Below are 22,439 nucleotides of genomic sequence, written 5' to 3'. Positions count from 1 at the left end.
GTTATGAAACAGGATTTAAGTCCCCCGTCCATTCAGCGATGGCACTGCGGGCGTGATCCAGGCCGAAGAACAGGCTCTCGTTCAGGAGCTCATCGCGCATCCATCCATTGAATGACTCGACATAGCCGTTCTGCATCGACTTGCCCGGCGCGATGTAGTGCCATTCCACCCGATGATCCTTCGACCAGGCGAGGATGGCGTTCGAGGTGAACTCGGTGCCGTGGTCGGATACGATCATGCCCGGCTTGCCGCGGTGGGCGATCAGTTCCGTCAGTTCACGCGCCACCCGGCGGCCGGAATCGCCGCCAGGCATTCGAGCGTCACGTCGTCGACGATGTTGAGCACGCGGAACCTCCGGCCGCAGGCGAACTGGTCATGCACGAAATCCAGCGACCAGCGTGCATTCGGCTTCGCCTGGACCAGGATCGGAGCCCGCGTCCCTACCGCTCGGCGCCTGGAGCGTCGCTTGCGCACGGCCAGTCCTTCTTCGCGGTACAGCCGGTAGATGCGGTTGACCCCAGATGCCTCGCCCTCGCGCCCGAGCAGGATGAACAGCCGCCGGTAGCCGAAGCGTCGGCGCTAGTTGGCGAGGTCACGCAGCCGACCACGCAGCTCCGTCTCGGGCGGACGCCGGGACTGGTAGCGGATCATCTTGCGATCAGCGCCCACAAAGGAACAGGCCGGCGCTCCGACAGGCCCATGACGGCCTGCAGATGCGCGACGGGTTCGCGCTTGGCGGCGGGCCCTACCATTAATGGGATGGTCCGCCCCGTCCTCCCGCAGCATCATCTGGGCAGTCACAACAAAGGAGGTTGCAATGTCCCCACGCAATGCGCCGCGCCCTGCGGCCGTCTCTGGTGGCGATATCGGCAAGAACATCTTCCACGTCGTGGGCTTGGACAGCGACGGCGAGCCGTCCAGCGAGTTCGCTTCCGACGCGATACGTTGATGAAGTTCTTTGAGCGGGCAGCGCCGGCAATCGTCGGGTTGGAATCGTGCGCTGGATCGCAATGGATCGCCAGGAGACTTCAGGCACTGAGGCACAAGGGTCGCCTGATCCCAGCGCAGTTCGTGAAGCCATACGTCAAGTCGAACAAGAGCGACATCATCGATGCCGCTGCTATCGCCGAAGCAGCCACGCGACCGACGATGCGATTTGCCGCGATCAAGAGCGAGGAGCAATCCGACCTCCAAGCTTTGCATCGGGTGCGCGACCAGATGATCGGCACGCGAACCCGTCTGATCAACCAGATGCGAGCATTTTGCCTGGAATACGGCATCGCATTGAGACAGGGCGCCGGACTGTTCAAGCTCGACTTGCCACTGGTTCTCGATGACCTTTCGAATGACCTCTCGCCGGCAATGCGCAAACTGCTCGTGGACCTGTTCGCAGATCTGCGCCAGTTGGAGCAGCGCATCAACGACGTGACGAGGGAGATCGCAGCGATCGCAGACCGAGAAGATGTGGCCCGCCGGCTCATGACGATCCCCGGAATCGGAGCATTGGGAGCCACCGCGCTACTAGCGGCCGTCGGCACCGGATGCCAGTTCCAGAAGGCTCGCGAGCTGGCCGCATGGCTGGGGCTGGTCCCTCGAGAATACTCGACCGGAGGCAAGCAGAAGCTACTCGGTATCAGCAACGCGCGGGAACCGCTACGTTCGCAAGCTGCTCGTTCATGGCGCGCGATCATGCTTCCGTCACCTGGATCGAACCCAGGATCGCCTGGGAAGCTGGCTTGACGGGTTGCAGGGCCGTATGCACCCGAACAAAGCTGTTGTCGCACTTGCCGCCAAGATGGCGCGCATTGTCTGGGTTGTCCTGACCAAGCCGGGAGCGCTCTACGAACGCAGGGGCCCTGCTTTCGCCTGACGCTCCGGCTCGATTGCAAGGCTCGGGAATAGTGATGACGAAACAATGGATCAGCATGCCGTAAGCCCTGTGCAAAAAAGTGGGCTTCGTGCCCGAACCATTTATTGGGAACGGCGTGCGCGGATCTCATCATGGCCTGGCTGCAACAGCAGCTCACTCGCGAGAGGCCGGATACATTTATGCAACTGGAATCGTCATCGGCGATGTCGCGAACCCTTGCACGGACGGGCGGACCGTACATTTTTTGACAGAAGCTCACGCAGCGCCGAGGCTTCAGGCATCTGGTCTGCGAGCAGCTTCTTCAGCTTGGCATTCTCGTCTTCCAAGGCCTTCAGGTGCGCATTTCGCAAAAGCCGGACAGGGGTTCCGCTAATTCCCGGACAGCGATTTCGCTAATGTCGGGACAGTTTGGCGGCGACGGTCCTCGGGTGCCTTGTTGCATTCATGGATGATTGATTTCGCCGTTTTCGACGCCGGTCAAGAGGGGCGCGGCCTTTTGCTTTCGCATGCTATCGCCCTGGAGCACGATGCGGTGGGCGTTGTGCACGATCCGGTCGAGAATGGCGTCGGCGACGGTGGGTCTGCGATCAGGTCATGCCATCTGGCCACCGGGACCTGGGCGGTGATCAGGGTGGATTTGCGGCGATAGCGTTCCTCGACGATTTCGAACAGATGGAAGCGCTGTTGGTCGGTGAGGGAGTGGGTTCCGAAGTCATCGAGGATGAGCAGTTGCGCGCGGGTGAGCTTGTCAATGAGGCGTGGGAAGCGGCCATCGAGACGAGCGAGCGCCAAATCCTCGAACAGGCGCGGCACGCGCACATAGAGCACGGAATGATCGAGCCGTGCCGCTTGCCGGCCGAAGGCGCAGGCCAGCCACGACTTGCCGGTTCCGGTCTGGCCGGTGACGATCAGGTTCTCATGCGCTTTCAGCCATTCGCCCTGGGCGAGCGCCATGGTGCCGCGCCGGTCGAGCCCGCGCGGCGCGGCAAAGTCGATGTCCTCGATGCAGGCTTCGGGAAAGCGCAGCCTGGCTGAGGCGAGCCGGTTCCGGACGCGCTTGTCGGCCCGTATAGCGACCTCGCGGTCGAGCATCAGGCCGAGCCACTCGTCACGGCTGAGCTCGTTGGCGTTGTTCTGTTCGGCCAGCTCGCGCCAGGCGGTGGCCATGCCGGCCAGACCGAGGGCCTGCATCTGGTCGAGGGTGGGGTTCGTCAGCATTCTTTCTTCCTTTCCTTCACTGGTAATAGGTGGAGCCGCGGATGTTGGCGTGCTGGGGTGTCGGCTTTGCCGGTTCTGCGGAGCTGGCCCGGTCGAGGCCGGCTTTGAGGATGGCGGTGACGGAGGTGTAGGCGATCGCGTTGATCAGCAGCGCCCGCTCGCAGGCGGCATCGAGACGCTCCGGCCCATAGCGCGGCGCCAGCGACAGGATGCCCATGGCCGAGCGGTATCCCTGTTCCGGATGCGGCCGGTCGCGCATCATGCGCTCGACCAGAATGGCGGCGTTGGGGCCGATCCCGGCCGCCCGGCTGATCAGGCTGGCCGGCGTGGTGTTGGCGTAGCGCTGATGCGCCTTGGGCATGTGTTCATTGACGGTGACCTGGCCGGAACGCTGCGAGCGACGGACATGGCAGGCGACACGCTGGTGATCGTGGAAGATCTCGACCACTCGATGAGTAAGCCGCACCTCGACGGTGCGCCCGATCAGCCGGTGCGGCACCGAGTAGAAGGTCTTGTCGACCTCGACATGGTAGTCAGGATGCACCTTCGCCGACTTCCACTCGGCGTATTCGAACGGTGCTGCCGGCAGCGGTTTCAAGGCAGCCCGCTCGATCTCCTCGAACAGTTCGCGGCGGCTTTGGCCGACATGGCGCATCGGCCGGTTGTTCAACTCCTCGAGCAGTTCGGCGATCGCCGCGTTGAGCTCGGCGATCGAGAAGAAGGATCGATTCCTCAGCCGTGCCAGAATCCAGCGCTCGACGATCAGCACCGCGCCCTCGACCTTGGCCTTGTCGCGCGGCTTGCGGCTGCGGGTCGGCAGGATGGTGGTATCGTAGTGCTCGGCCATGGCGGCAAAGGTCGCGTTCAGCGTCGGCTCGAACCACAGCGCCTTGACGACACCGGCCTTCAGGTTGTCGCACACGATCGCTCTGGTGACGCCGCCGAAGAAGGCGAGCGCTCGCACCTGGCCCTCGATCCAGTCCGGCAGCTTTTGGCTAGAGCTGGCAAAGGCGAAGGTCAGATTGGAGGCGCCCAGCACCGCGACAAAAATCTGCGTCGGGTAAATGGCGCCGGTCGCCGGATCGATCACCGACACCGTCTGCCCGGCATAGTCCGTCTGCATCCGCGCCCGCCGCATGCCGGTTGCGGAATGTCGCGCTCGTCCGGCGCTCGAAAGCGGCGAAGTGCTCGCAGAACCAGGTGTAGCCGTAACCGTCGGGATGGGCGGCGCGATACTCCTGCCACAACAGCGTCAGCGTCACCCCCTTGCGCTTCAACTCCCTGGCGATCAGCGCAAAGTCCGGTTCGCTCAGGTCTTGCGGCGGACGACCGGCACGGCCAAACAGCAGCCGCTCAAGCGTCGCCTCGTCGTGGCCGGGCGGCAGCGGCCAGCATGCCAGCCCGGCCTCCCGCGCCCGCAGCAAATAGGTCGATACCGTCGTCTTGCTGACCTTCAGCCGTTCCGACACCTCACGCACCGAAAGACCCTGCTCATGGGTCAGGCGCAAGATCGCTTGGATATCCCTCACGCTCGTTCGTCTCGCTTGCTTCCGTCTCGGCATGGCCCCTCTCAACGTCATCGTGAGAGGCCAAACTGCCAGAACGGCGCAGCCGAGAACCGACCGTTAAATCCGCTCCCGAAAACTGTCCGGGATTTAGCGGAATCGCTGTCCGCGAATTACTGAAATCACTGTCCGGGATTTAGCGAAAAGGGTGTCCGGGAATTACCGAAACACGCACTTCAGGCGCTTGGCGTCCGACACGTCCATCCCGCCATACTTCGCCTTCCAGTTATACAGCGTCGCCTCGGAGACCCCGTGCTTGCGGGCCAGATCGCCCGCTTTGCACCGCCTCGTGCTCGCGCAGAGAACCGCGATGATCTGCTCTTCCGTAAACCGCTTTCTCTTCATCAGTCCGTCCTTCAATCAAGGCCCGGACTCTAATCTCAGATGGTGGAAATTCTCAGTGGCAGGTCACACCGTCGATGAGAAGGTAAGATTGCAACTTCTGCCAGCACCTCTCGCGGCATCGGCTCGCTGGCCGATCTCCACTGGAGAGATTGAGAAAAAATCGCCAAACGGAGAAGTCGTTGATTGGGAGTCGGCTGCACCAACCGCCGGCTATCTTTGCGGCAGCCTCCGAGGGGACTGTCGCCTGATAATGGGAGAGTCTCTCGCCGGCCTGCGACGTTTGCAATACCCATTCCAAGCCGTACCAGCTTTTGGCGATAACTCGCTTGCGATCAGGATAATATTAGCCTGTCACGTGGAGAGGGCTAACAGTCTCAAAGCGGGGGTCGAGATCCGTAGCGAACAGAGTTGAGGAGCTAACATCTCATAGGGTCCTAGGCTATTCGAGCTTAAGACTGCCGGCATTTGCCTAGCGGCTTCCAAAACTTCGCGTCGGACGAACCCTCAGGGCCTCTTGCATCGAAGCCTCGTATGGGACGGCGACCAGGCTCCCTGGCGGACATCGAACAATCCTTTGGGGGTGGCGTCTGTCCAATCCTAACGAGTTACCCGGGCACAAAGAATGTACTCACGATCGTGGCTAAGGCATTCATTTTTGCAACAACTGACCGCACCTCAACCCGCGCGAGGCTCGAAGTGTCGATAAACGAGGCCCTAATGCGAAACATGCAGACGGCATCCTTTAGATGCAACTTCTATCTGCTTCCGGCCTTCTCACTCTATGCTTTTTCCTCTGCGATCGAAGTGCTTACGCTGGCGAATGAAGCGACCGGGCAAAACGCCTACAGTTGTCAGGTTGTTTCGGGTGACGGACAACCGGTAACGTCGAGCTGCGGCATTACCATAAGTCCGGCGGTGGGTTTGCGCTCGGAGCGTGACCGCAACCTGCGATCAACTCCAGCTCCCATCGCCATAGTGTGCGGAGGCCGTTCCCTCCCTCGCAATGACAGCAAGTTGGAGGCTTGGCTCAGAGAGTGCCGCCACCGTCGCGCACGCCTCGTCGGCATAGGCGGCGGAACCTTTGTCCTTGCTCGAGCGGGGGTTGCGGAGGGTCGCCGCTGCGCAGTGCACTGGGAGCAATTCCCGCTATTTCAGGAGCAATTTCTAAGCGTTATAGCTACACAAGCCGCATTTGAAAGAGACGGTGACCTGTATACCTGCTCTGGCGGAGACGCATCGTTTGACACATTTCTAGATCTAGTTGGACGCGACCATGGAGTTGCCGTCGTAAATCGCATCTGCGAGAAGGCCGTTGCATGTCGTGTTCGCTCGGCTGGAGATCGTCAACGCCTCCCCCCAAATTCCCGCATACGTTTCAATCACAAGGCAGTCGTCCAAATCATCGATCAGATGGAGGCACATATCTGCGACCCCAAATCAATCAATGGATTGGTGGCAGCGATTGGACTTACGCGCCGCCAAGTCGAGCGACTCTTTAAGCGGGAATTAGGACGTACTCCGAGCCGCTACTACCTAGAACTTCGTCTGGAACGCGCTCAGTTGCTGCTTCGCACCTCGAGGCTATCAGTTATCGAGATAGCGATAGCGTGCGGATTCGTTTCGGCATCACATTTCGCGAAAGTTTATCGAATCATGCACGGCTGCGCCCCACATCAAACTCGGTTGTTTTTGCGCGAAGTCGGACAAGATCACCCGTATAATCCGCTCGTCGGAGGGCAGCTCGGCGAAAAACCGGGGCACATCCCTGCTACTGCTAATCGCCGACTTGGCGACGATATTGCGGAGGTTGCTGCTTGCGCTTCTAGACTGAGTTCCAATACTCAGCGCTCATCCTAGCGAGATCTCCCCAAGGGCTCTCTGCGAAGCCTCTGAGCACGATTAACTCGAAGGAGTCGCTGTGTTGTGAGCGGTAACGTGACCGATCAGGATTGTTGCCCATCGGCAGACGAGAAACGCGGCGGCGAATAGGTTGAGGGCGCGTTCGCAGGCGTTGTTCGTTGCGTCGACCATTCCTGGCCATTGGGCAAAGGTCAAAAGTTGATCGCGAGCTCGCCTGAACTTGTTTTGGATGTCGCGGGCCAGATCGCACGACGTTGTGGTGGCGAAGTTGTCGTCCAGACTTCGCTCCAGTGCGCGACGCTTGCCGGCGATGGTCGAGGCGGCGAAGGTTTCGATACCGTCGGCTAGGGCGAAGGCCCTTTGCAGGCAACGCTTGAGCCGTGGCCGAGTACGCGCTGACCCGCATCAAGCAGGGCGAGCGGGTCTTTGCCGATGAGACCACGCTGCCAACGCTGGCGCCGGGATCGGGTAAGGCCAAGATGGCTTATTCGTGGGCCTATCTGCGCGATTATGCGCACCCGTTGATTATGCGCAGCTCACCGGGACAGGACCCGCTAACCATCGGCTTCCCAGACTATTTCGAAGAGGCGAACTGCGCATAACTCTTAAAGGCTCAACAGGAACTGCATGAGCTGGTCCGGCGGCCGATATCGGCCTTGACTGGCCGTCATGGGCAACAGTCGGTTGAGCGTAGCGCTCCTTCATGGCAAGATCCGCCTAAGGTACATGTGCGTCGTGGCGGGTTGGCGGTCGTACGCCAGAGCGGCACGCTGCGGTCTTTGCGCCCCTTGCCATGCAGGTGCGCGACCGCCGAGCCGTCGACGACGACCTCGCCGACGCGCAGACCGATGGCTTCAGACACGCGGGCGCCGGTGTTGTACATCATGCTGAACAGCGCGCGATCCCGCTCACCCGCCCAGATCCGCGCATCCGGTGCGTCAAGGATCGCCTGCATATCCTCGCGTGACAAAAATCCCAGGACCGGCCGGTCGAACCGTTTCATCGGAAGGGCTAGCACCTGTTCGATGACGGGCAGCGCGGTTAGGTCGTAGTGGGCGGCATACTTGAGGAAAGAGCGGAGCGCCGCCAGGCGGGCGTTGCGCGTGCGGGCGCCGTTGCTCCGCTCCTTCTCCAAGTGGTCGAGGAAGCCGAGGATCAACTGCGCATCGAGGTCGGTCAGAGTCAGCCGGGTGGGTGCCGTCGCCTCGGCGAAGCCGAGCAACAATCGGAAGGTATCGCGATAGGCGGCGATGGTGCGCGAACTGACGGCTCGCTGATTGCCGAGATGCGCGATGAAAAAGCGTTGAAGCAGGCTGGGGAAGGACGGTGTCAGCTTGGAATCAGACATGACGATCCCTCCAACCGTAGAGGCGAAGAACTCGAACCGTTTGCCCGCGATCGCCATGAGTTCCGGGACGCCGGCAAGATACCAATAGGTATCGGAGATCTTGGCGTGGCCGACGTAGGTCGAGAGCGCCGCCATGGCGTTATCGATATCGGCGCCATGTTCGTGCCAGAGCTGGATACGACGACAAACGAAAGTGTGGCGCAGGTCGTGAAGGCGCACCGCGCCATGGCCGCCCCGCGCGGGTCCAACCAAGGTTGGTGCGAAGCTTCTGGAAAGCCTTATTGATGCGCCGCTTGGCGATAAATCCGCCCGCCGGAGACAGAAATAGGGGTGAGTCCTCGGTAAGCGCACCATGACGCGCCCGAACCGCCAGATAGCGCCGTAGCTCGGCTACGACGGTGGCGTGTATGGGCACATGCCTCGACTTGCGGAACTTGGTGTTCCGTATCGTGAGGAAGACTCCATCGAGATCGACATCGCTGCAGCGCAGGTGGAGTGCTTCTGACCGGCGCAGACCCGTAGCGGCGATCAGCCCGAAGATTGTCGCGTAGGTTGCCGGCCGCAATCCGCCCTCGGGGCCCAGGCGCCAAGCGGCGGCCACAAGGTCGCAGATCTCCCGCTCTGAATAGATGTGCGGTGCGAGGCGGCGGTGTGAACGACCAAAGGTCGCGGTCTGGGGGAACTCGGTGTCGGGATCGAGCCGGGCCAGATACCTCGCGAACGGGCGAAGGACTTCGAGGCGTCGGGCCCATGAGAAGGGACTGGTCCGCTTGGCCTGGCCTTGCACCCAGTTCAGGACGATATCGTTGGTGAGCGGGCCACTATGGCCGCGCCCGTCGGCGAACAGGGCGAAAGAGGTGATTTGATGACCCTCCATCCTGAGGGCGAAACCAAGGGCGCGGCGTTCGGACAAATAGTCCTTTGCCAGTGAGAGCAGTGCGCGCGCCGGTCATTGCGCGCTCCCCGGCCACGGCAAGGCCACGGCTCCAAGGTTGGTCAGATCGACTTTTGCGTAGATGGCGGACGTATCGAGGCTTCGATGCCGCAGGATGTCCGCAATCTCCTTCATCGGCGCGCCAGTGCGCAGAAGTCGGCTGGCCATGCTGTGGCGGAGAATGTGGACGCCGGTTCGCATCCATCCACATCTTCGGTAGCCGGCCAGTACCGCGCGTTTGACGCTCTTGGTCGTAATCGGTTCTGGCGAACAAATATGGCCCGGTTCGACGTCGCGGGCCGCTCCTCGTGCAGATAGGCCGCAATCGCCGCTCCCGTAGCGGACGGCAGGGGCAGAGCATCGGCGCGTCGGCTCTTGGTGCCGACAAGCTTGATCGTGCCACCGGCCCAGTTGATGTCGTCGAGCTGCAGCTTGACGACTTCGCTGGAACGCAGACCGAGATCGATCAGACACCGCACCATCGCATAAGCCCGCAGGCGCGACGGGAACGTCTGATCAAAGGAACTCAGCAGTTCGTCGATCTCGGCGTCGGTCAGCACCTCAGGCAGTGATGCCAACCGCCAGTGTGCGACCCTGGGGATCGCGGCCTTCAGATCGCCTACCCAGTCGCCGGACATGCTGCGGAAGCGCAGATAGCAGACCAATGATGACGCCGTTCGCGGCGACGGTGGCGGGTCTTCGCCCCTGTTTGCCAAGGACGAAGCGGCGGATGGATGTGGCGCTGACGGTCGCCATGGAGATCGGCTGCTCGTCGAAATGCTCGACAAGAAATCCTTCGACCACTCGGCAACGCTTCCGACGCGTGTTGTCCGAGACGTAGCGCATGTGGGCATCGAAGCGCGTCAGCTCCTGTTCGATGGCGGATTTGCGGGCCGGATACTGGAGCACCACGCCGCCAGCTTTGAGCACCTCGAGAAGATGACCCAGAGCCGCCTGCAGCTCATGACGCAAACGACGGACCGGGTCGGGGCAGGCGCACGCCGGCTGGTGTTCCGAAAGCGCATAACAGCGCCCTGGCCGATCGCTTTTAGGTCGTACCTTTCTTGAGTCAGCCAATGGGCGAAGTGGGCGACGCAGCACAGATAGGCGCGCTGCGTGCTCGGCGCATATCGCCTTCGCTGCAACTGCTCACCGTACTGCGAAACAAAGGGCCGAAGAATACTGTCTTCCAACCAAGCGCGGGGCTGTGGCTGAAGGATGATCGCTTTTTGCATGTAGATCTCCTACCGAGTTGAGTGCGCTCGGAAGGAAGCACTAGGATTATGCGCATCGCATAGCTCGAATGCCGGCTACCATCTTACTGATCTACCGAAGAAAACTGGCTAGCTGTCCCGGTGAGCTGCGCATAATCAACGGGTGCGCATAATCGCGCTTATGGAGAGATCTACATAACAGGGATGATCGGCCCTTTGGCGGCAGCGGACCGCCCATCGTTGTCTATCGCTTCAAGGACAGCCGCACCGGCGAATGTGTTGCCCGCCATCTGGACGGCTATCGCGGCATCCTGCAGGTCGACGGATACGCCGCCTATGACCGGCTGGCCAAGCCCGATCGGGCCAATGACGCGGTGACGATCGCGGCCTGTTGGTCACACGCGGCGCAAGTTCTACGAACTGCATGCCGCGAGCTCGTCCACCATCGCCTCGCAGACCGTGGTGCATATGGCCCCGCTGTGGGCCATCGAGGAGGCCGTCCGGCCAGGACCCGGCAGCACGAATAGCAGCGCGTCAGGAGAAATCCGCCGCCATCGTCGCCGCGCTCTTCAGGCCGTGGGAAAACGAGCTGCCGAAGCTGTCGGGTAAATCGAAGCCCGCCGAGGCGATCCGCTATGCGCTCGGTCGGCGTGCCGCGCTCGAGCGCTTCCTCGCCGACGGCCGTATCGAGCTCGACTCCAACGCCGTCGAACGTGCGATCAGGCCGCAGACAATTACACGAAAGACCAGCCTCTTCGCTGGCAGCGACGGCGGCGGGCGGACATAGGCCACCATCGCTACGCTGCTGGCCACCTGCTTATGCCGCGCGCGGCATAAGCAGCTTTTTGCCGACCGTCGAACTATGCCGAGTGAGCAAGTTTTTACCAACACTTTCCTCAACGTAGCGGTAGCTGGATCGGCATAGCTTAGGCTCTCTCCGTCGCAATAGACGCGAAGGAGAGGACACATGAACGCAAGTGACTATCTGCAACGCAGCACACTGTATCGGAAGCTGATCCACGGGCCGTATGGCGAGTTTGCACGCGTTTATGCGGGCAGATTGTCGGACGAAGGCTTCGGTCGGCAATGCACCTGGCGATCGCTAAGCCTATTTCGTGAGTTGAGAGACTGGCATGTCGGCAACGGGCACGATCTCCAGGATTTAAGCGAAGTTCATGTTGAGCGGTTTCTTGAGCACCGTTCCAAACACTGGAGCATCGATTCGGGCGACCGATCGGCGCTCCGGCGCTTGCTTGCCGCGTTACGGCAAGAAGGTTTGATACCAACCGCCCTTCCGATTGAGCGCACGGAGTACGAGCAGATTGTTGATGTGTTCGCGGCTTACCTCACGAATGAGAGAGGGCTCGCCGCCTCGACGGTGGAAAGCCACAAGCTGCTCTCACGCCGATTTCTGCAGGAGGTCTGTCCGGCTGGCGCAGATGGGTTTGCAGCGCTCACCCCGGAGATCGTCATCGGTTATGTCGAGCGACATGCTCTCGATGGCTCCGCCGACAGCGGCAAGGCGATGTGCGGGGTGGTGCGCGCCTTCCTGCGCTATTTGCATCTGAAGGGCTTCATTTCGGTGGCCTTGGCCGATTGTGTGCCGTCGATCCGTCGCTGGCGGCTTGCTGGCCTACCAACCTTCCTGCCACCACAGAAGGTTCAGGTGGTTCTCGATGCCTGCGATCTGACCACGGCAATGGGGCTTCGCGACTATGCGGTTTTGATGGCGCTGGCCAAGCTGGGCTTGCGCGCCGGCGAGGTTGCCGCGCTCAGTCTTGACGATATCGATTGGCAGTTGGGCAGTGTCCTCATCCATGGCAAGGGACGGCGGCAAGCGATGATGCCGCTACGCCACGACGTCGGTGCAGCTATCGTCGCCTACATCCGGCATGGGCGGCCGGCTTCACCGTGTCGCCGGTTATTTCTGCGAATGCTTGCTCCGCACGTCGGCTTTGCCTCAGGCTGCGCCATCACGATGATCGCGAAGGAGGCCCTCGAGCGGGCGGGTATTCACGGCTATGCGCACCACGGCGCGCACCTCTTCCGCCACAGCCTTGCGACCGACCTGCTGCGGTCGGGGGCCAGCTTTGCCGAGATCGGCCAGTTGCTTCGTCACCGGAGCATCGACAGCACAAGGATCTATGCCAAGCTCGACATCGAGAAGCTGCGCGAACTGAGCCTGCCCTGGCCGGGAGGTGTCCAATGAGCCGTCTTCGAACAGCGCTCGAGCGCTATGTGGGCATGCGCCAGGGATTGGGATACAAGTATCATGGCCCCGCTCGACGGTTGTCGGATTTCGTCACCTTCATGGAGGCTCGCGGCGCCGAGACCGTCACCACGGCGCTGGCAATGAAGTGGGTGACGTTGATCGGCCAACAACCGAGTTGGTCCATCCGCCTAACCGATGTGCGCTGCTTCGCTCAGCACCTCGCTCATTTCGACCCCATGACGGAAGTGCCACCTCAAGACGCTGTGTCGCCGGCGCGGCGTGCAAAGCCCTACATCTATAACGATGCTGAGATCACGGCGCTTCTGGCGGCGGCACTGTCGCTGCCGCCGGCCAACGCCCTGCGTCGCTGGACATATCATTGTCTGTTCGGATTGATAGCGGTCGCCGGGCTACGCCATTCCGAAGCGCTCGACCTGCGCCGAGACGACGTCGATCTCGACCAAGGTATCCTCACCATTCGGGAGACGAAGTTCGGCAAGTCGCGGCTGGTCCCGCTCCATGCCACGACGGTCGCCGTGCTGTCGGACTATGCCGCGCGACGCGACGTGCATCTCGTCGCACCTCGTAGCCCCTATTTCTTTGTCGCCGAGCAGGGCGGCAGATTGCTGCACCAATACGTGCACCGGGTGTTCTGGCAGCTGTCGCGACAGATCGGTCTGCGGCAGCGGGGGCAGCGCAATGGTCCGCGGATTCACGATCTTCGTCACCGTTTCGCTGTCCAGGCCCTGACCAACTGGTATCGTGCGGGCGAAGATGTCGAGCGGGAACTGCCAGTCCTCTCGACCTTTCTCGGCCACGCCAATGTTCGCGACACCTACTGGTATCTATCCGCCGCGCCGGAGCTAATGACCCATGCCGCGCGACTGCTGGATGAGCGGTGGGAGGTTCGCTCATGAGTGCCTCGAACGATCTGGCCGTGCTGATCGAGCGGTGGTTCACCGATCGGCTCATGCGACATCGAGGCGTAAGCTCCAACACCATCGCCTCCTACCGCGACACCTTCCGGCTCCTGTTTGCATTCGCGCAGACACGCCTTGGCAGGTCTCCGTCGCAGTTGACACTGCGGGATTTGGACGCGCCTTTCATCGGCGCATTCCTGGAGGACCTCGAGACACTGCGATCCGCCTCAGTGAGGACCCGGAACCTCCGCCTCACGGCCATTCGGTCTTTCTTCAGATATGCGTCGTTCGAGGAGCCGGCCCATAGCGCCCAGATTCATCGCGTGCTCGCGATCCCGAGCAAGCGATGCGACAAGCGACAGCTTCAGTTTCTCACCAGGCCCGAGATTGAAGCGATCCTGGCCTGTCCGGATCGCAGCACATGGCTGGGACGGCGTGATCACACTCTGCTGTTGCTGGCCGCGCAAACGGGGTTGCGGGTCTCGGAGATCATCGATCTCGACCGGCACTCGGTGATGCTGGGGCACGGTGCCCACGTGCGATGCGTTGGCAAGGGCCGCAAGGAGCGAAGTACGCCGCTCACCAAGGTTGCACAGCAAGCCCTTCGGGGCTGGCTCAACGAGCCCAGGAAGCGGGGTGCAACGGCTCTCTTCCCGAACATGCACGGCAGCAAGCTGAGCGCCGACGGCGTGCAGGCGCTGCTGAACAAATATGTCGCCAAGGCTCGCGAACACTGCGTCACCCTCCGCTCGAAGCGGGTGTCGCCCCATGTTTTGAGGCACAGCGCTGCCATGGAGCTGCTGCAGGCGGGCGTCGATTGTTCGGTCATCGCCCTATGGCTGGGCCATGAGGCGATGGAAACGACGCTGACCTATCTTCACGCACATCTTGAGCTGAAGGAATCCGCACTTGCCAAGCTGAAGCCATACGAACGCGCAAAGGCCGAACGATTTCGACCAAACGACCGGCTTCTTGAGTTCCTGAACGCCCTTTGAGCATGAGAACTATGCCGAGTGTCAACGACCGGTTCTTGGTCGAAATGGCGGGCAAAGCGCTTCATACCGCCATGATCGGAAGAGGCGCTCGGCATAGTTCGGCAGTCGGCATAAACCGCCAAGATGAACCTGGTCGATCCGCACGCCTGGCTCCCCCAGACCCTCGATCGCATCGCTGATGGCTGGCCAAACAGCGGTATCGACGCCCTCATGCCCTGGAATTGCCAAAGCTGAACGGCCTCAACTGCCCGCTTACGGCCGATCACGGCGCTCGCCTTCCGCGCCACGATCGACCGGCCTGAGCGGTTCGGCTCGTCGCAGGCGGTGGGGGCGCATCTGGGACTGACGCCGGCACGCTACCAGTCCGGCGAAACCGACATCCAGGGAAAGGTCAGCCGATGCGGCGACGAACTTGCACGCACCGCGCTTTATGAGGCGGCCCACACACTGCTGGTGCGATCGAAGAAGTGGTCGAGCCTCAGAGCATGGGGCATGAACATCGCCAGGCGGCGCGGCATGGCACGAGCCCGAGTCGCGGTCGCCCGCAAACTGGCCGTCATTCTGCATGGCATGTGGGCCGACGCGACCGAGCGCTTTGGAAAGGGCGACGCCCGGATCGTTCCCTGGGGGACGATGGGCGAGGCGATCTCGTTGAGAGTCCCGAACCTGCCGGCCCAAGCGCGGCAAGGTCGTGAAACAGATTGAGACGTCGGCGGCCCAAGCGCTGACCGCGAAAAGAAGCGAGTGACCCACGGAACGGTCAAGAAAAAAGTGCAGGAGCATCTTGACCAAACGACCCCACAGAGAAGGCTCTCAGATTTAAGTGGACGCTTGGCGAATGAAGTATCTGGCTATGGAGCAGCCGTCGACGGTTGATGCGAGAAGGCCGTCTTCAGACAAAAGACCAGGATATCACTTGAGCGATGGCTATGTCGGTTTGAATTTAGTCATCGTTGGTGGGTTCTCAAGTGCATGAGAAGAGCTTGCGCTCCATGCAGGTTAGGCGTTCCGGGCCTTGTTCCGTCACCAGCACGGTCTCGCTAAAGCCCATACCGGCTGCCATCATCAGCATATGAAATACCATTCCCGGCTCCAGGACCCATTCCACGCCCGGCACGAACTCGCGGATAAATTCGCCGGCGGAGGGGCGGTAGTTGAGACCAAGCGAATAACCGGAACGGTTGGTATATGTCTTGCGAAGCCCCGTTGCCAGCAGCGGCTCGCGGCAAGCTCGGTCAATCACGCTGGCTGGTGTGCCCGGCCGCATCAACGCGATGGCATCGTCTTGCACGCGGATGATTGTCTCAGCGATGTGCTGCTGCTCAGCGCTGGGCTGCCCAACAATGGCGGTACGCATCAAACGTGCCCAGTAATGTTGATGTAGCCCGTTGAGCTCAAAGTAGACAGTATCACCTCGTTCCAAGCGACGGTCCGAATAGCCGCCATGTATGAGATTTGTTCGATTGCCGGAAGTGATGACACCGCCCAGCCCCATCGCCGGCGACCCGCCTTTCACCAATGCGCTCCACACCTCATTGGCAATCTGCCGCTCCGTGACACCGAGTGCGATAGCCTCGATGCCAGCATGCATGCCTGCTTCAACCAAGCGCGAGGCGCCCCGCAGATAATCTATTTCTCGCGGCGATTTTATCAGGCGGAGGTGGTCGACAATGCGCGGCTCTGCGACAACGCTTGCATCGCACAGCACCCTCTGCAGTACCGTCCGTCGTTCCGGTGTCAAGAACCATGAGTGGTCATCCACACCTACCCGTCCTTCTGCCGAGCCGAGGCCTTCCAGAGCTCTGCGCGCCGTGTCGAGCCAAGCGGCGAGCGGATCTGCAACATCTGAATAGGTCGCGTGGCTTTTCACCCAGGACGTACTTTGCGCCGCCGGGACTTCCACATCACGCAAGATCAGCACCGGGTCGCCGCTGCCGGGAACCGCTAAAGCATGGTAGGAAAAATAACCAACACCATGTAGACCACTGAGATAGTAGATGTTTTCAGGCTGATGTAGGAGTAGCACTGGAAGATCGTGCTTTACCATCTCTTCCTGCGTGCGCTGCACCCGCGCCCGATATTCCTCTGCAGGGAAATTCATCTCGGTGTTAACAGGTTCATTCAGCGTCGGAGATGTATTCATTGGAGACTATCTCACTTGTTGGGCTTGCCGTTCACCCGCTTGGCGGAATATGGCCACACTGACATAGATAAAAATCGTGAACGCGATCAATAGACTGGACACCGCAGCAATCGTTGGCGTGATCTCTTCCCGAATTCCCGACCACATTTTGATCGGCAGAGTAGTAGTATCTGGGCCACTCAAGTAAAGTGATAGCACGACCTCATCGAACGATGATAAGAATGCAAAAAATCCGGAGACTATCAAAGCTGGACGAATAAGAGGGAGCACGATTCGCCATATCGTAACGACCCTTGACGCTCCCAAACTAGCAGCCGCATATTCAAGTATTATATTTTGTGATTGTAGACTTGCGGCGACGATCAACACTACTAGTGGAACGGCGCCTATGCTGTGCGCCGTCACAAGCGCGAACGACGTGTTGATAAGATGCAGTCGCGCAAAGAGAAAGTAGAGAGCCACCGCATTAACAATCGACGGCACGATCATCGGTGCGAGCAAGAGCTGGTATCCGATTCGGCGCATTCGCGGGCTGCCGCGCACGAGTGCCATTGCAGCCGCTGAACCAATGGCAAGACTTAGACATGCCACAGCTATTCCAACTCCCAAACTCTCCCAGGTCGCAGAAACCCACGCAGCGCTAGTGAAATAGGCCTGGTACCATTGCAGCGACAGGCCGGGGGGCGGAAAGTCGAGGAAGCGCGAAGAGCTGAATGAGATCGGGACAATGATTAGGATCGGGCTGACAAGGAAGGCAACAAGGAGCAAGCTTAATCCGCGCAGCAGCTTTCTGCCCGGCGCCAGACGCTCCCAGCCTCTACCGATACCGGCGGGAAAGCGGATTCCATGTCCGACGCCACGCACTAAGGCGGCAACGAAATCAATGAGTTGAATGTATGCGCTAGTTGAATGACGCGCGGTGTGGCCCGCAGAGTGGGCAGTACTCTGATTAGAACTGAGCAGGCGCTCGCTATCGACGAAACGGTTGGAAATCGAATAAAGTACGAGCGTGATCGCAAGCAGCACGGTGGCAGCGGTGGCCGCAAGCGGCCAATTGAGCGTGCCGTTTACATAACTGTCGATTTGCATTGGCAGTATCATCGTGTTCGGACCGTCGAGCAGTACGGGCGTGATGTAGAACCCAAGTGCGAACACGAAGACCAGTAGGCCGGCTGCGATAACACCCGGAGCGCTCAACGGAAAGAACACGCGCCAAAAATTTTGTGCCGCGGAGGCTCCTAGAGAGGCAGCAGCACGCGTCAGACTGTATGGAATCCCTTTCATCACGCTAATGAGCACCAGCACCGTATAGGGCATGAGGATGTAGACCATAGCTACGAGTACGCTGAACTGATTGTAGATAAGGTCGACAGGGCGCTCAGTAAGGCCAGTTGCCATTAGCAGCTGATTGATTACACCAAAACGCCCCAGAAGCACCATCCATGCATATGTGCGCACGAGGTAGCTGGTAAAGAACGGCAGAACGACCGCAAGCAGTAGCGCCGCGGCGACCCAAGTGCGCGCCGAGACTATCCAGTAGGCTAGCGGATAGCCTAGTAGAAGGCAGATCAATGTAACCTTTGTTGCGAGTGCGAAGGTGCGGGCTAGAATAATCCAGTTCGTTGGGTTATCCAAAAACTCGTGGTAATGCGCGAAGGTTGGCCCGGGATCGAGCAGGCTGAGAGAGAGCAGACCGGAAAGCGGGATGAAGAAGAAAACCCCAAGCAGAAGCGCTGCTGGAGCAAGTAAGAGCGAGGCTTCCCGGTTGTTGACCGGCCATGCGATGGCCGATCTCACAACATGGTATGGAGTAGCCATTAGCTAGCCGTCCATTTTATCCAGCGCTCAACGAGAATTTCTGTATTAGATTTGCCAGATAAATCTTTAGTTTCCCAGTATGACAGGTCGCGGAAGAACTGTTTAGCAATGTTCTCAGGAGTTGTGGGAAGGTCTGCAGCAACCTTTGGGTCGATGTACTTGAAAGCCGCACGGTTCATTGGACCATAGAAGATGAGATTGTTTAGACGCGCTTGCGCCTGCGCGGAGGCTTGGTAGGCCACAAACCGCATGGCCGCGGCCCGATTTTTTGCTCCCCGCGGCACGACCCAGTAGACCGGGCTAAGCTCCCCCTCATTCCATTGGTAATCAACGGCGGCACCCTGTGTCTTCAGGGCTGCCATTCGACCATTATATGCCGAGGACATCGAGACTTCACGGTTCGACAGGAGCTGACCGGGTTCGGCTCCGACACTCCAGAATTTGGTTATGTGCGACTTGATGCGATCGAGGGACGCGAATCCGGAGTCGAAGTCGATTGGATACAGCTTGTCCTTCGGCACCCCGGCCGCCAGCAATGCAAATTCGATTGTCGTGACATCCGAGTTCGAACACGTTTTAAGAGAGCGTGGCCCCGGAAACTTGTCGGCGTCCCAAAACTCAGCCCATGAGCGCGGGCGTGGCTTGTTCGCCGGGTATTCGGTCGTCGAGAACGCCATAACGGTGCTATAGACGTACGAGCCTACGCCGTATGTTGTCTTTGCTTCCGGCACAAGGTTGTCCAGTGTTTCCTTATCGAAAACGCCATAGTCTATTTCCTCGAGGTACTTTGACGCATCCGGTCGAAAAGCGAAGGTGTCGACCTCCGCTACATCCCACTGCACGTTGTTGCTGTCGACCTGCGCCTTGAGTTTCGCGTCATCTTCCGGGGACACGTAAGTCACCGTGATCCCTGTTTCTTGCTGGAAGGGATCAATTATTGCCTTGCGGATCGACTCCTCATAGGATCCACCGCCGGAGACTACGACAAGTTTCGATTCTTGCGCCCGTAAAATGCCTGGAGCGCCAATCGCAAGCGCCGCTCCGCTGGTCGCAGTACCAATTAGCTTTAACGTCTGACGCCGGGTCGGTCGGCTGGGGTTGATGTTGTACGTCATGAGATCATTCCCTTATAAAGATACGATTGCCATACGATCTGCAGTTGCAGTAACGCCCGCGAAAGCTGACACCGCGACGCGATTATTGGGTTTGCCGGGGATTGATTGTTCCCCCTCATCAGAAAGAAGTCGTCCATCCCGCGCGTCCCAGCCAATTCTAACTTGTTGGTCGACATGGAATCGCTGAGATCGGGCGTGGCTCGGTGCTGCTAAAGTGAGAAACACTGGAATCTTTGCACGTAACCGAATACGATACTTAATGACATTTCCCTGGTAGACGGCCTCTTCGACCACACCTTCGAATTCATTATCAGTGCGAACGCCGGGGTCGAGAGGGATGATCTTGTCGGGTCGGATCATGAGGGTCACAGCCCCCTGCAGGCTATCGGATCCCTGCCACATCGCTCGAATTTGCAGGCCGGCCAGGTCAAGGAGAGGGCCGTCTTTTCTACTTTCAACAATATGAGTGCGAAGGAAATTGGACTCGCCGATGAAACCTGCAACGAAGCGCGTTTGCGGAGTCTCATATATTTCTTCAGGCGTCCCGATTTGCTCGACGTTGCCCTTATTCATCACCACGATTCGATCAGACATCGTGAGCGCTTCACTTTGATCGTGTGTGACGAAGACCACAGTTATTCCAAGGGACTTCTGAAGGCGCTTCAGCTCAAGCTGCATATGCTCGCGAAGCTGTTTGTCAAGCGCACCAAGCGGTTCGTCCATGAGGACTACGCCTGGGCGAAACACAAGTGCGCGAGCCAAGGCAACTCGCTGCTGTTGGCCGCCGGATAACTCGTGCGGCATCCGCGCTTCATAGCCGCTCAGTTGAACAAGATCGAGCGCTTCGGCGACACCGGCTCGAAGTTCAGAGCCGGATACTCTGCGCATCTTGAGCGCAAATGCCACGTTCTCGAAAACGGATAGATGTGGAAATAGCGCATAATTCTGGAATACAACTCCGATGTTGCGTCTAGGCACGGGTAGCCCGGTTATTGGTCGGGCGCCGACAAAGATTTGGCCGGAGGTGGGCGTTTCGAACCCCGCGACCATCATCAACGTTGTCGTCTTGCCGGAACCACTTGGTCCGAGAAATGAGACAAATTCGCCGGCCTCGATTTGAACCGACAAGTCATTAACCCCTCGCACGCTGCCGTACTGTTTACAAAGTCGCTCTAACCGCAGCGGTTCACCTCTGGGCATCGACGCCTCCACGTGAGGCTAATGGATGTGAATGAGACGTCATGTCCCAGTTCTCCTCTTTTAGGCTATCGGCGCGGTTGATCCGCACTCCTTCGGCGATCACGAGCGAAAGTATCGGTGATCATTTTCCACAACATCAACCTGCATTAAGCATCCTCTCCGAGGCGAAATGGCGTCAATGTGGGCGGCCTGTTGAAGAAAAATTCGCAAAAGAGCGTTGTGATTGAAATTTCTTAGAGTCCGTTTGGAAATTCATGGATGAGCGGTTCTTCGTAGCAGGTTGCCGCCCATGGCGACGAGGATCATGGCGTGAGAGACATCGATGCGCTGCTCGTACGAGGCGTCGCCATCGGGTCATCCAGCCGAAGGTGCGCTCGACGACCCAGCGACGGGGCAGAGCGTGGAAGCCCTTCTGGTCGTCGGATCGGCGGATGATGTCGATGACGAAGTCGAGATAGGCGGCCTTGTCCATGAGCTTGAGCCGATCGTAGGCGCCGTCGGCGAACAGATGCTTCACCCAGGGCCAGCGCTTGCGGATGCCGTCGAGAACGGCCTGCGCGCCGGCGCTGTCGGAGATGTCGGCTGGCGTCAGGTTGACCATCAAGAGCCGCCCGTCGGTATCGACTGCAATGTGGCGCTTGCGGCCGACGATCTTCTTGCCGGCGTCATAGCCTCTTTGCGCGCCAGGGGCCGAAGCCTTCACCGACTGGCTGTCGATCACGCCCGCCGTGGGACTGGCCTCGCGCCCAGCCCGTTCGCGATCCAGCATCAGCGTCACGTCGTGGATGGTCTGGAACAGAAAGCGCCGCGCCAGTTCACGGAACCAGCCATAGACCGTCTGCCAAGGCCCGAAGTGGATCGGCAGCATCCGCCAGCCGCAACCGGAGCGGACCAGGTAGCGCACGGCGTTGATCACCTCCCGGAAATCAGCCTCGCGCGGACGGCCCCGACGCCGCCCGGGCTTGGGCATCAGCGGGGCGATCTGGTACCATTCTTCGTCCGTCAAATCAGACGGGTAACGCTTGGTCTTCTTGGCGATCTGGGCCATCCGCCCACGGCTCTGTTTGGTCCACATCCACAGCTTGAATCACAAATAGCCTCACCGCAAAACCCCAACCCTCGATTTTCCAAACGGCCTCTTAGCCGTCGGAGGCCTACACGCAGCAGGTCATACTCGATCGTATAGACACGCCCCTAGCAATGGAACCCAGCAAGTCGGCGAACCAAGGCATTCAGAGGCTCGGTGACCGCGTTTTGGCCACCAGCGCCTCGTTGTACATAGGCGTCACCCCTTTGACCCAAGACTTGTCAACTCTCTCACGATGGTAGATCACATTTGCAAGCTTATGGAGAGTATGGGGATAGATCGCGCCTCTTGCTAAAACGCGCAAAGTGTATCCCGGCAAATTCCTGTATAATATGGACCGACTGAGCGCTGCAATGGCATACGTGAATTTGAAGTTAATTCGCTCTGGTATTATTCGTGGAACAGCACGGCGCGGAGCTGAGCCAAAAACTCTGTCGAAAACTTTCCACCGCCTCTAAGCACGACGCTAAAAATACAATGAAGTACCGTCATTACTTCCTCTGCCTTAAGTAGGGAAAATGATCGGAAGTGCGTCAGCTTTTTCGATTGGCGCAGATAGGGGAGCCGGACAAAAGTAACCTCCTGCCCTCCCTTG

The 22,439-nt window shown here is 59.7% G+C and carries 14 protein-coding genes and 12 pseudogenes; 10 read left to right on the top strand and 16 right to left on the bottom strand.

The genetic code is table 11. The features are described 5' to 3' along the window. Nucleotides 1-13: 13 nt before the first annotated feature. Nucleotides 14-752, bottom strand: a pseudogene (locus LB557_RS31085) (IS3 family transposase); the annotation flags it as partial. Between the two features lie 65 nt (nt 753-817). Between LB557_RS31085 and LB557_RS31080 the strand changes: the two are divergent. Then, nucleotides 818-1,870: pseudogene (locus LB557_RS31080) on the top strand (IS110 family transposase). A gap of 236 nt (nt 1,871-2,106) precedes the next feature. Here LB557_RS31080 and LB557_RS31075 read toward each other — a convergent pair. The 4 pseudogenes from LB557_RS31075 to LB557_RS31060 form a co-directional block, all read right to left on the bottom strand. Continuing rightward, nucleotides 2,107-2,205, bottom strand: a pseudogene (locus tag LB557_RS31075) (cytochrome BD quinol oxidase subunit I); the annotation flags it as partial. Nucleotides 2,206-2,312: 107 nt separating this feature from the next. Continuing rightward, nucleotides 2,313-3,088 (bottom strand): annotated as a pseudogene (istB, locus tag LB557_RS31070) (IS21-like element helper ATPase IstB). A 16-nt stretch (nt 3,089-3,104) separates the two neighbouring features. Next, nucleotides 3,105-4,650: pseudogene (gene istA, locus LB557_RS31065) on the bottom strand (IS21 family transposase). A gap of 177 nt (nt 4,651-4,827) precedes the next feature. Then, a pseudogene (locus LB557_RS31060) lies at nt 4,828-4,998 on the bottom strand (transposase); the annotation flags it as partial. Between the two features lie 531 nt (nt 4,999-5,529). Here LB557_RS31060 and LB557_RS31055 point away from each other — a divergent pair. Next, nucleotides 5,530-6,855 (top strand): GlxA family transcriptional regulator, encoded by a 1,326-nt coding sequence (locus LB557_RS31055; RefSeq protein WP_318013389.1) that lies wholly within the window; start codon nt 5,530-5,532, stop codon nt 6,853-6,855. Between the two features lie 383 nt (nt 6,856-7,238). Beyond that, nucleotides 7,239-7,460 (top strand): annotated as a pseudogene (locus LB557_RS31920) (IS66 family transposase); the annotation flags it as partial. 65 nt (nt 7,461-7,525) lie between these two features. On the opposite strand, the gene LB557_RS31045 reads toward LB557_RS31920, so the two are convergent. The 5 genes and pseudogenes from LB557_RS31045 to LB557_RS31915 form a co-directional block, all read right to left on the bottom strand. Next, nucleotides 7,526-8,341, bottom strand: a complete 816-nt coding sequence (locus LB557_RS31045; protein ID WP_063827826.1) for a tyrosine-type recombinase/integrase — start codon at nt 8,339-8,341, stop codon at nt 7,526-7,528. A 4-nt stretch (nt 8,342-8,345) separates the two neighbouring features. Further along, nucleotides 8,346-9,119 (bottom strand): tyrosine-type recombinase/integrase, encoded by a 774-nt coding sequence (locus LB557_RS31040; RefSeq protein ID WP_202596441.1) that lies wholly within the window; start codon nt 9,117-9,119, stop codon nt 8,346-8,348. A 36-nt stretch (nt 9,120-9,155) separates the two neighbouring features. After that, nucleotides 9,156-9,778: pseudogene (locus LB557_RS31035) on the bottom strand (tyrosine-type recombinase/integrase). Beyond that, complete coding sequence (locus tag LB557_RS31030) at nt 9,702-10,112, bottom strand: hypothetical protein (RefSeq protein ID WP_082222373.1); 411 nt, start codon at nt 10,110-10,112, stop codon at nt 9,702-9,704. The pseudogene LB557_RS31035 and the gene LB557_RS31030 overlap by 77 nt, the downstream one beginning before the upstream one ends. Beyond that, the gene (locus tag LB557_RS31915; RefSeq protein ID WP_224713154.1) at nt 10,004-10,375 is read right to left on the bottom strand and encodes a site-specific integrase; all 372 of its coding nucleotides are present in this window, start codon (nt 10,373-10,375) and stop codon (nt 10,004-10,006) included. Before LB557_RS31915 ends, LB557_RS31030 begins: the two co-directional genes overlap by 109 nt. A 191-nt stretch (nt 10,376-10,566) precedes the next feature. Between LB557_RS31915 and LB557_RS31020 the strand changes: the two are divergent. The 6 genes and pseudogenes from LB557_RS31020 to LB557_RS30995 form a co-directional block, all read left to right on the top strand. Further along, a pseudogene (locus LB557_RS31020) lies at nt 10,567-11,141 on the top strand (IS66 family transposase); the annotation flags it as partial. 180 nt (nt 11,142-11,321) lie between these two features. After that, entirely contained in the window at nt 11,322-12,563 is a 1,242-nt protein-coding gene (locus LB557_RS31015; protein ID WP_027033271.1) for a site-specific integrase, read from the top strand. Then, nucleotides 12,560-13,483 (top strand): tyrosine-type recombinase/integrase, encoded by a 924-nt coding sequence (locus LB557_RS31010; protein ID WP_027033270.1) that lies wholly within the window; start codon nt 12,560-12,562, stop codon nt 13,481-13,483. Before LB557_RS31015 ends, LB557_RS31010 begins: the two co-directional genes overlap by 4 nt. Then, nucleotides 13,480-14,481, top strand: a complete 1,002-nt coding sequence (locus LB557_RS31005; RefSeq protein ID WP_027033269.1) for a tyrosine-type recombinase/integrase — start codon at nt 13,480-13,482, stop codon at nt 14,479-14,481. Before LB557_RS31010 ends, LB557_RS31005 begins: the two co-directional genes overlap by 4 nt. A 114-nt stretch (nt 14,482-14,595) precedes the next feature. After that, a pseudogene (locus LB557_RS31000) lies at nt 14,596-14,715 on the top strand (transposase domain-containing protein); the annotation flags it as partial. A 24-nt stretch (nt 14,716-14,739) separates the two neighbouring features. Further along, nucleotides 14,740-15,093 (top strand): annotated as a pseudogene (locus LB557_RS30995) (transposase); the annotation flags it as partial. Between the two features lie 352 nt (nt 15,094-15,445). Here the strand turns inward: LB557_RS30995 and LB557_RS30990 are convergent. Genes LB557_RS30990 through LB557_RS30975 form a run of 4 tightly spaced genes read right to left on the bottom strand, consistent with a single transcriptional unit; the run spans nt 15,446 to nt 20,757 of the window. Further along, complete coding sequence (locus LB557_RS30990; protein ID WP_080680397.1) at nt 15,446-16,624, bottom strand: M24 family metallopeptidase; 1,179 nt, start codon at nt 16,622-16,624, stop codon at nt 15,446-15,448. 6 nt (nt 16,625-16,630) lie between these two features. Continuing rightward, nucleotides 16,631-18,442, bottom strand: a complete 1,812-nt coding sequence (locus LB557_RS30985) for an ABC transporter permease subunit (protein ID WP_051371444.1) — start codon at nt 18,440-18,442, stop codon at nt 16,631-16,633. Continuing rightward, nucleotides 18,442-19,557, bottom strand: coding sequence for an ABC transporter substrate-binding protein (locus LB557_RS30980; protein WP_051371445.1), 1,116 nt, complete (start codon nt 19,555-19,557; stop codon nt 18,442-18,444). Before LB557_RS30980 ends, LB557_RS30985 begins: the two co-directional genes overlap by 1 nt. A 12-nt stretch (nt 19,558-19,569) precedes the next feature. Further along, a complete protein-coding gene (locus LB557_RS30975; RefSeq protein WP_080680396.1) occupies nt 19,570-20,757 on the bottom strand; it encodes an ABC transporter ATP-binding protein in 1,188 nt (395 codons plus the stop codon). Between the two features lie 41 nt (nt 20,758-20,798). Between LB557_RS30975 and LB557_RS30970 the strand changes: the two genes are divergently transcribed. Continuing rightward, nucleotides 20,799-20,984, top strand: a complete 186-nt coding sequence (locus tag LB557_RS30970; RefSeq protein WP_202596442.1) for a hypothetical protein — start codon at nt 20,799-20,801, stop codon at nt 20,982-20,984. Between the two features lie 25 nt (nt 20,985-21,009). Here the strand turns inward: LB557_RS30970 and LB557_RS30965 are convergent. Beyond that, a pseudogene (locus tag LB557_RS30965) lies at nt 21,010-21,832 on the bottom strand (IS5 family transposase). 402 nt (nt 21,833-22,234) lie between these two features. After that, the coding region (locus LB557_RS30960) for a hypothetical protein (protein ID WP_224713153.1) at nt 22,235-22,439 on the bottom strand (205 nt) is incomplete at its 5' end.

Source organism: Mesorhizobium sp. BR115XR7A (genome assembly GCF_020165315.1).
Classification (GTDB): domain Bacteria; phylum Pseudomonadota; class Alphaproteobacteria; order Rhizobiales; family Rhizobiaceae; genus Mesorhizobium; species Mesorhizobium australicum.
The sequence above is the reverse complement of the archived record's forward strand: the minus strand, read 5'-3'. Positions and strand labels throughout refer to the sequence as shown.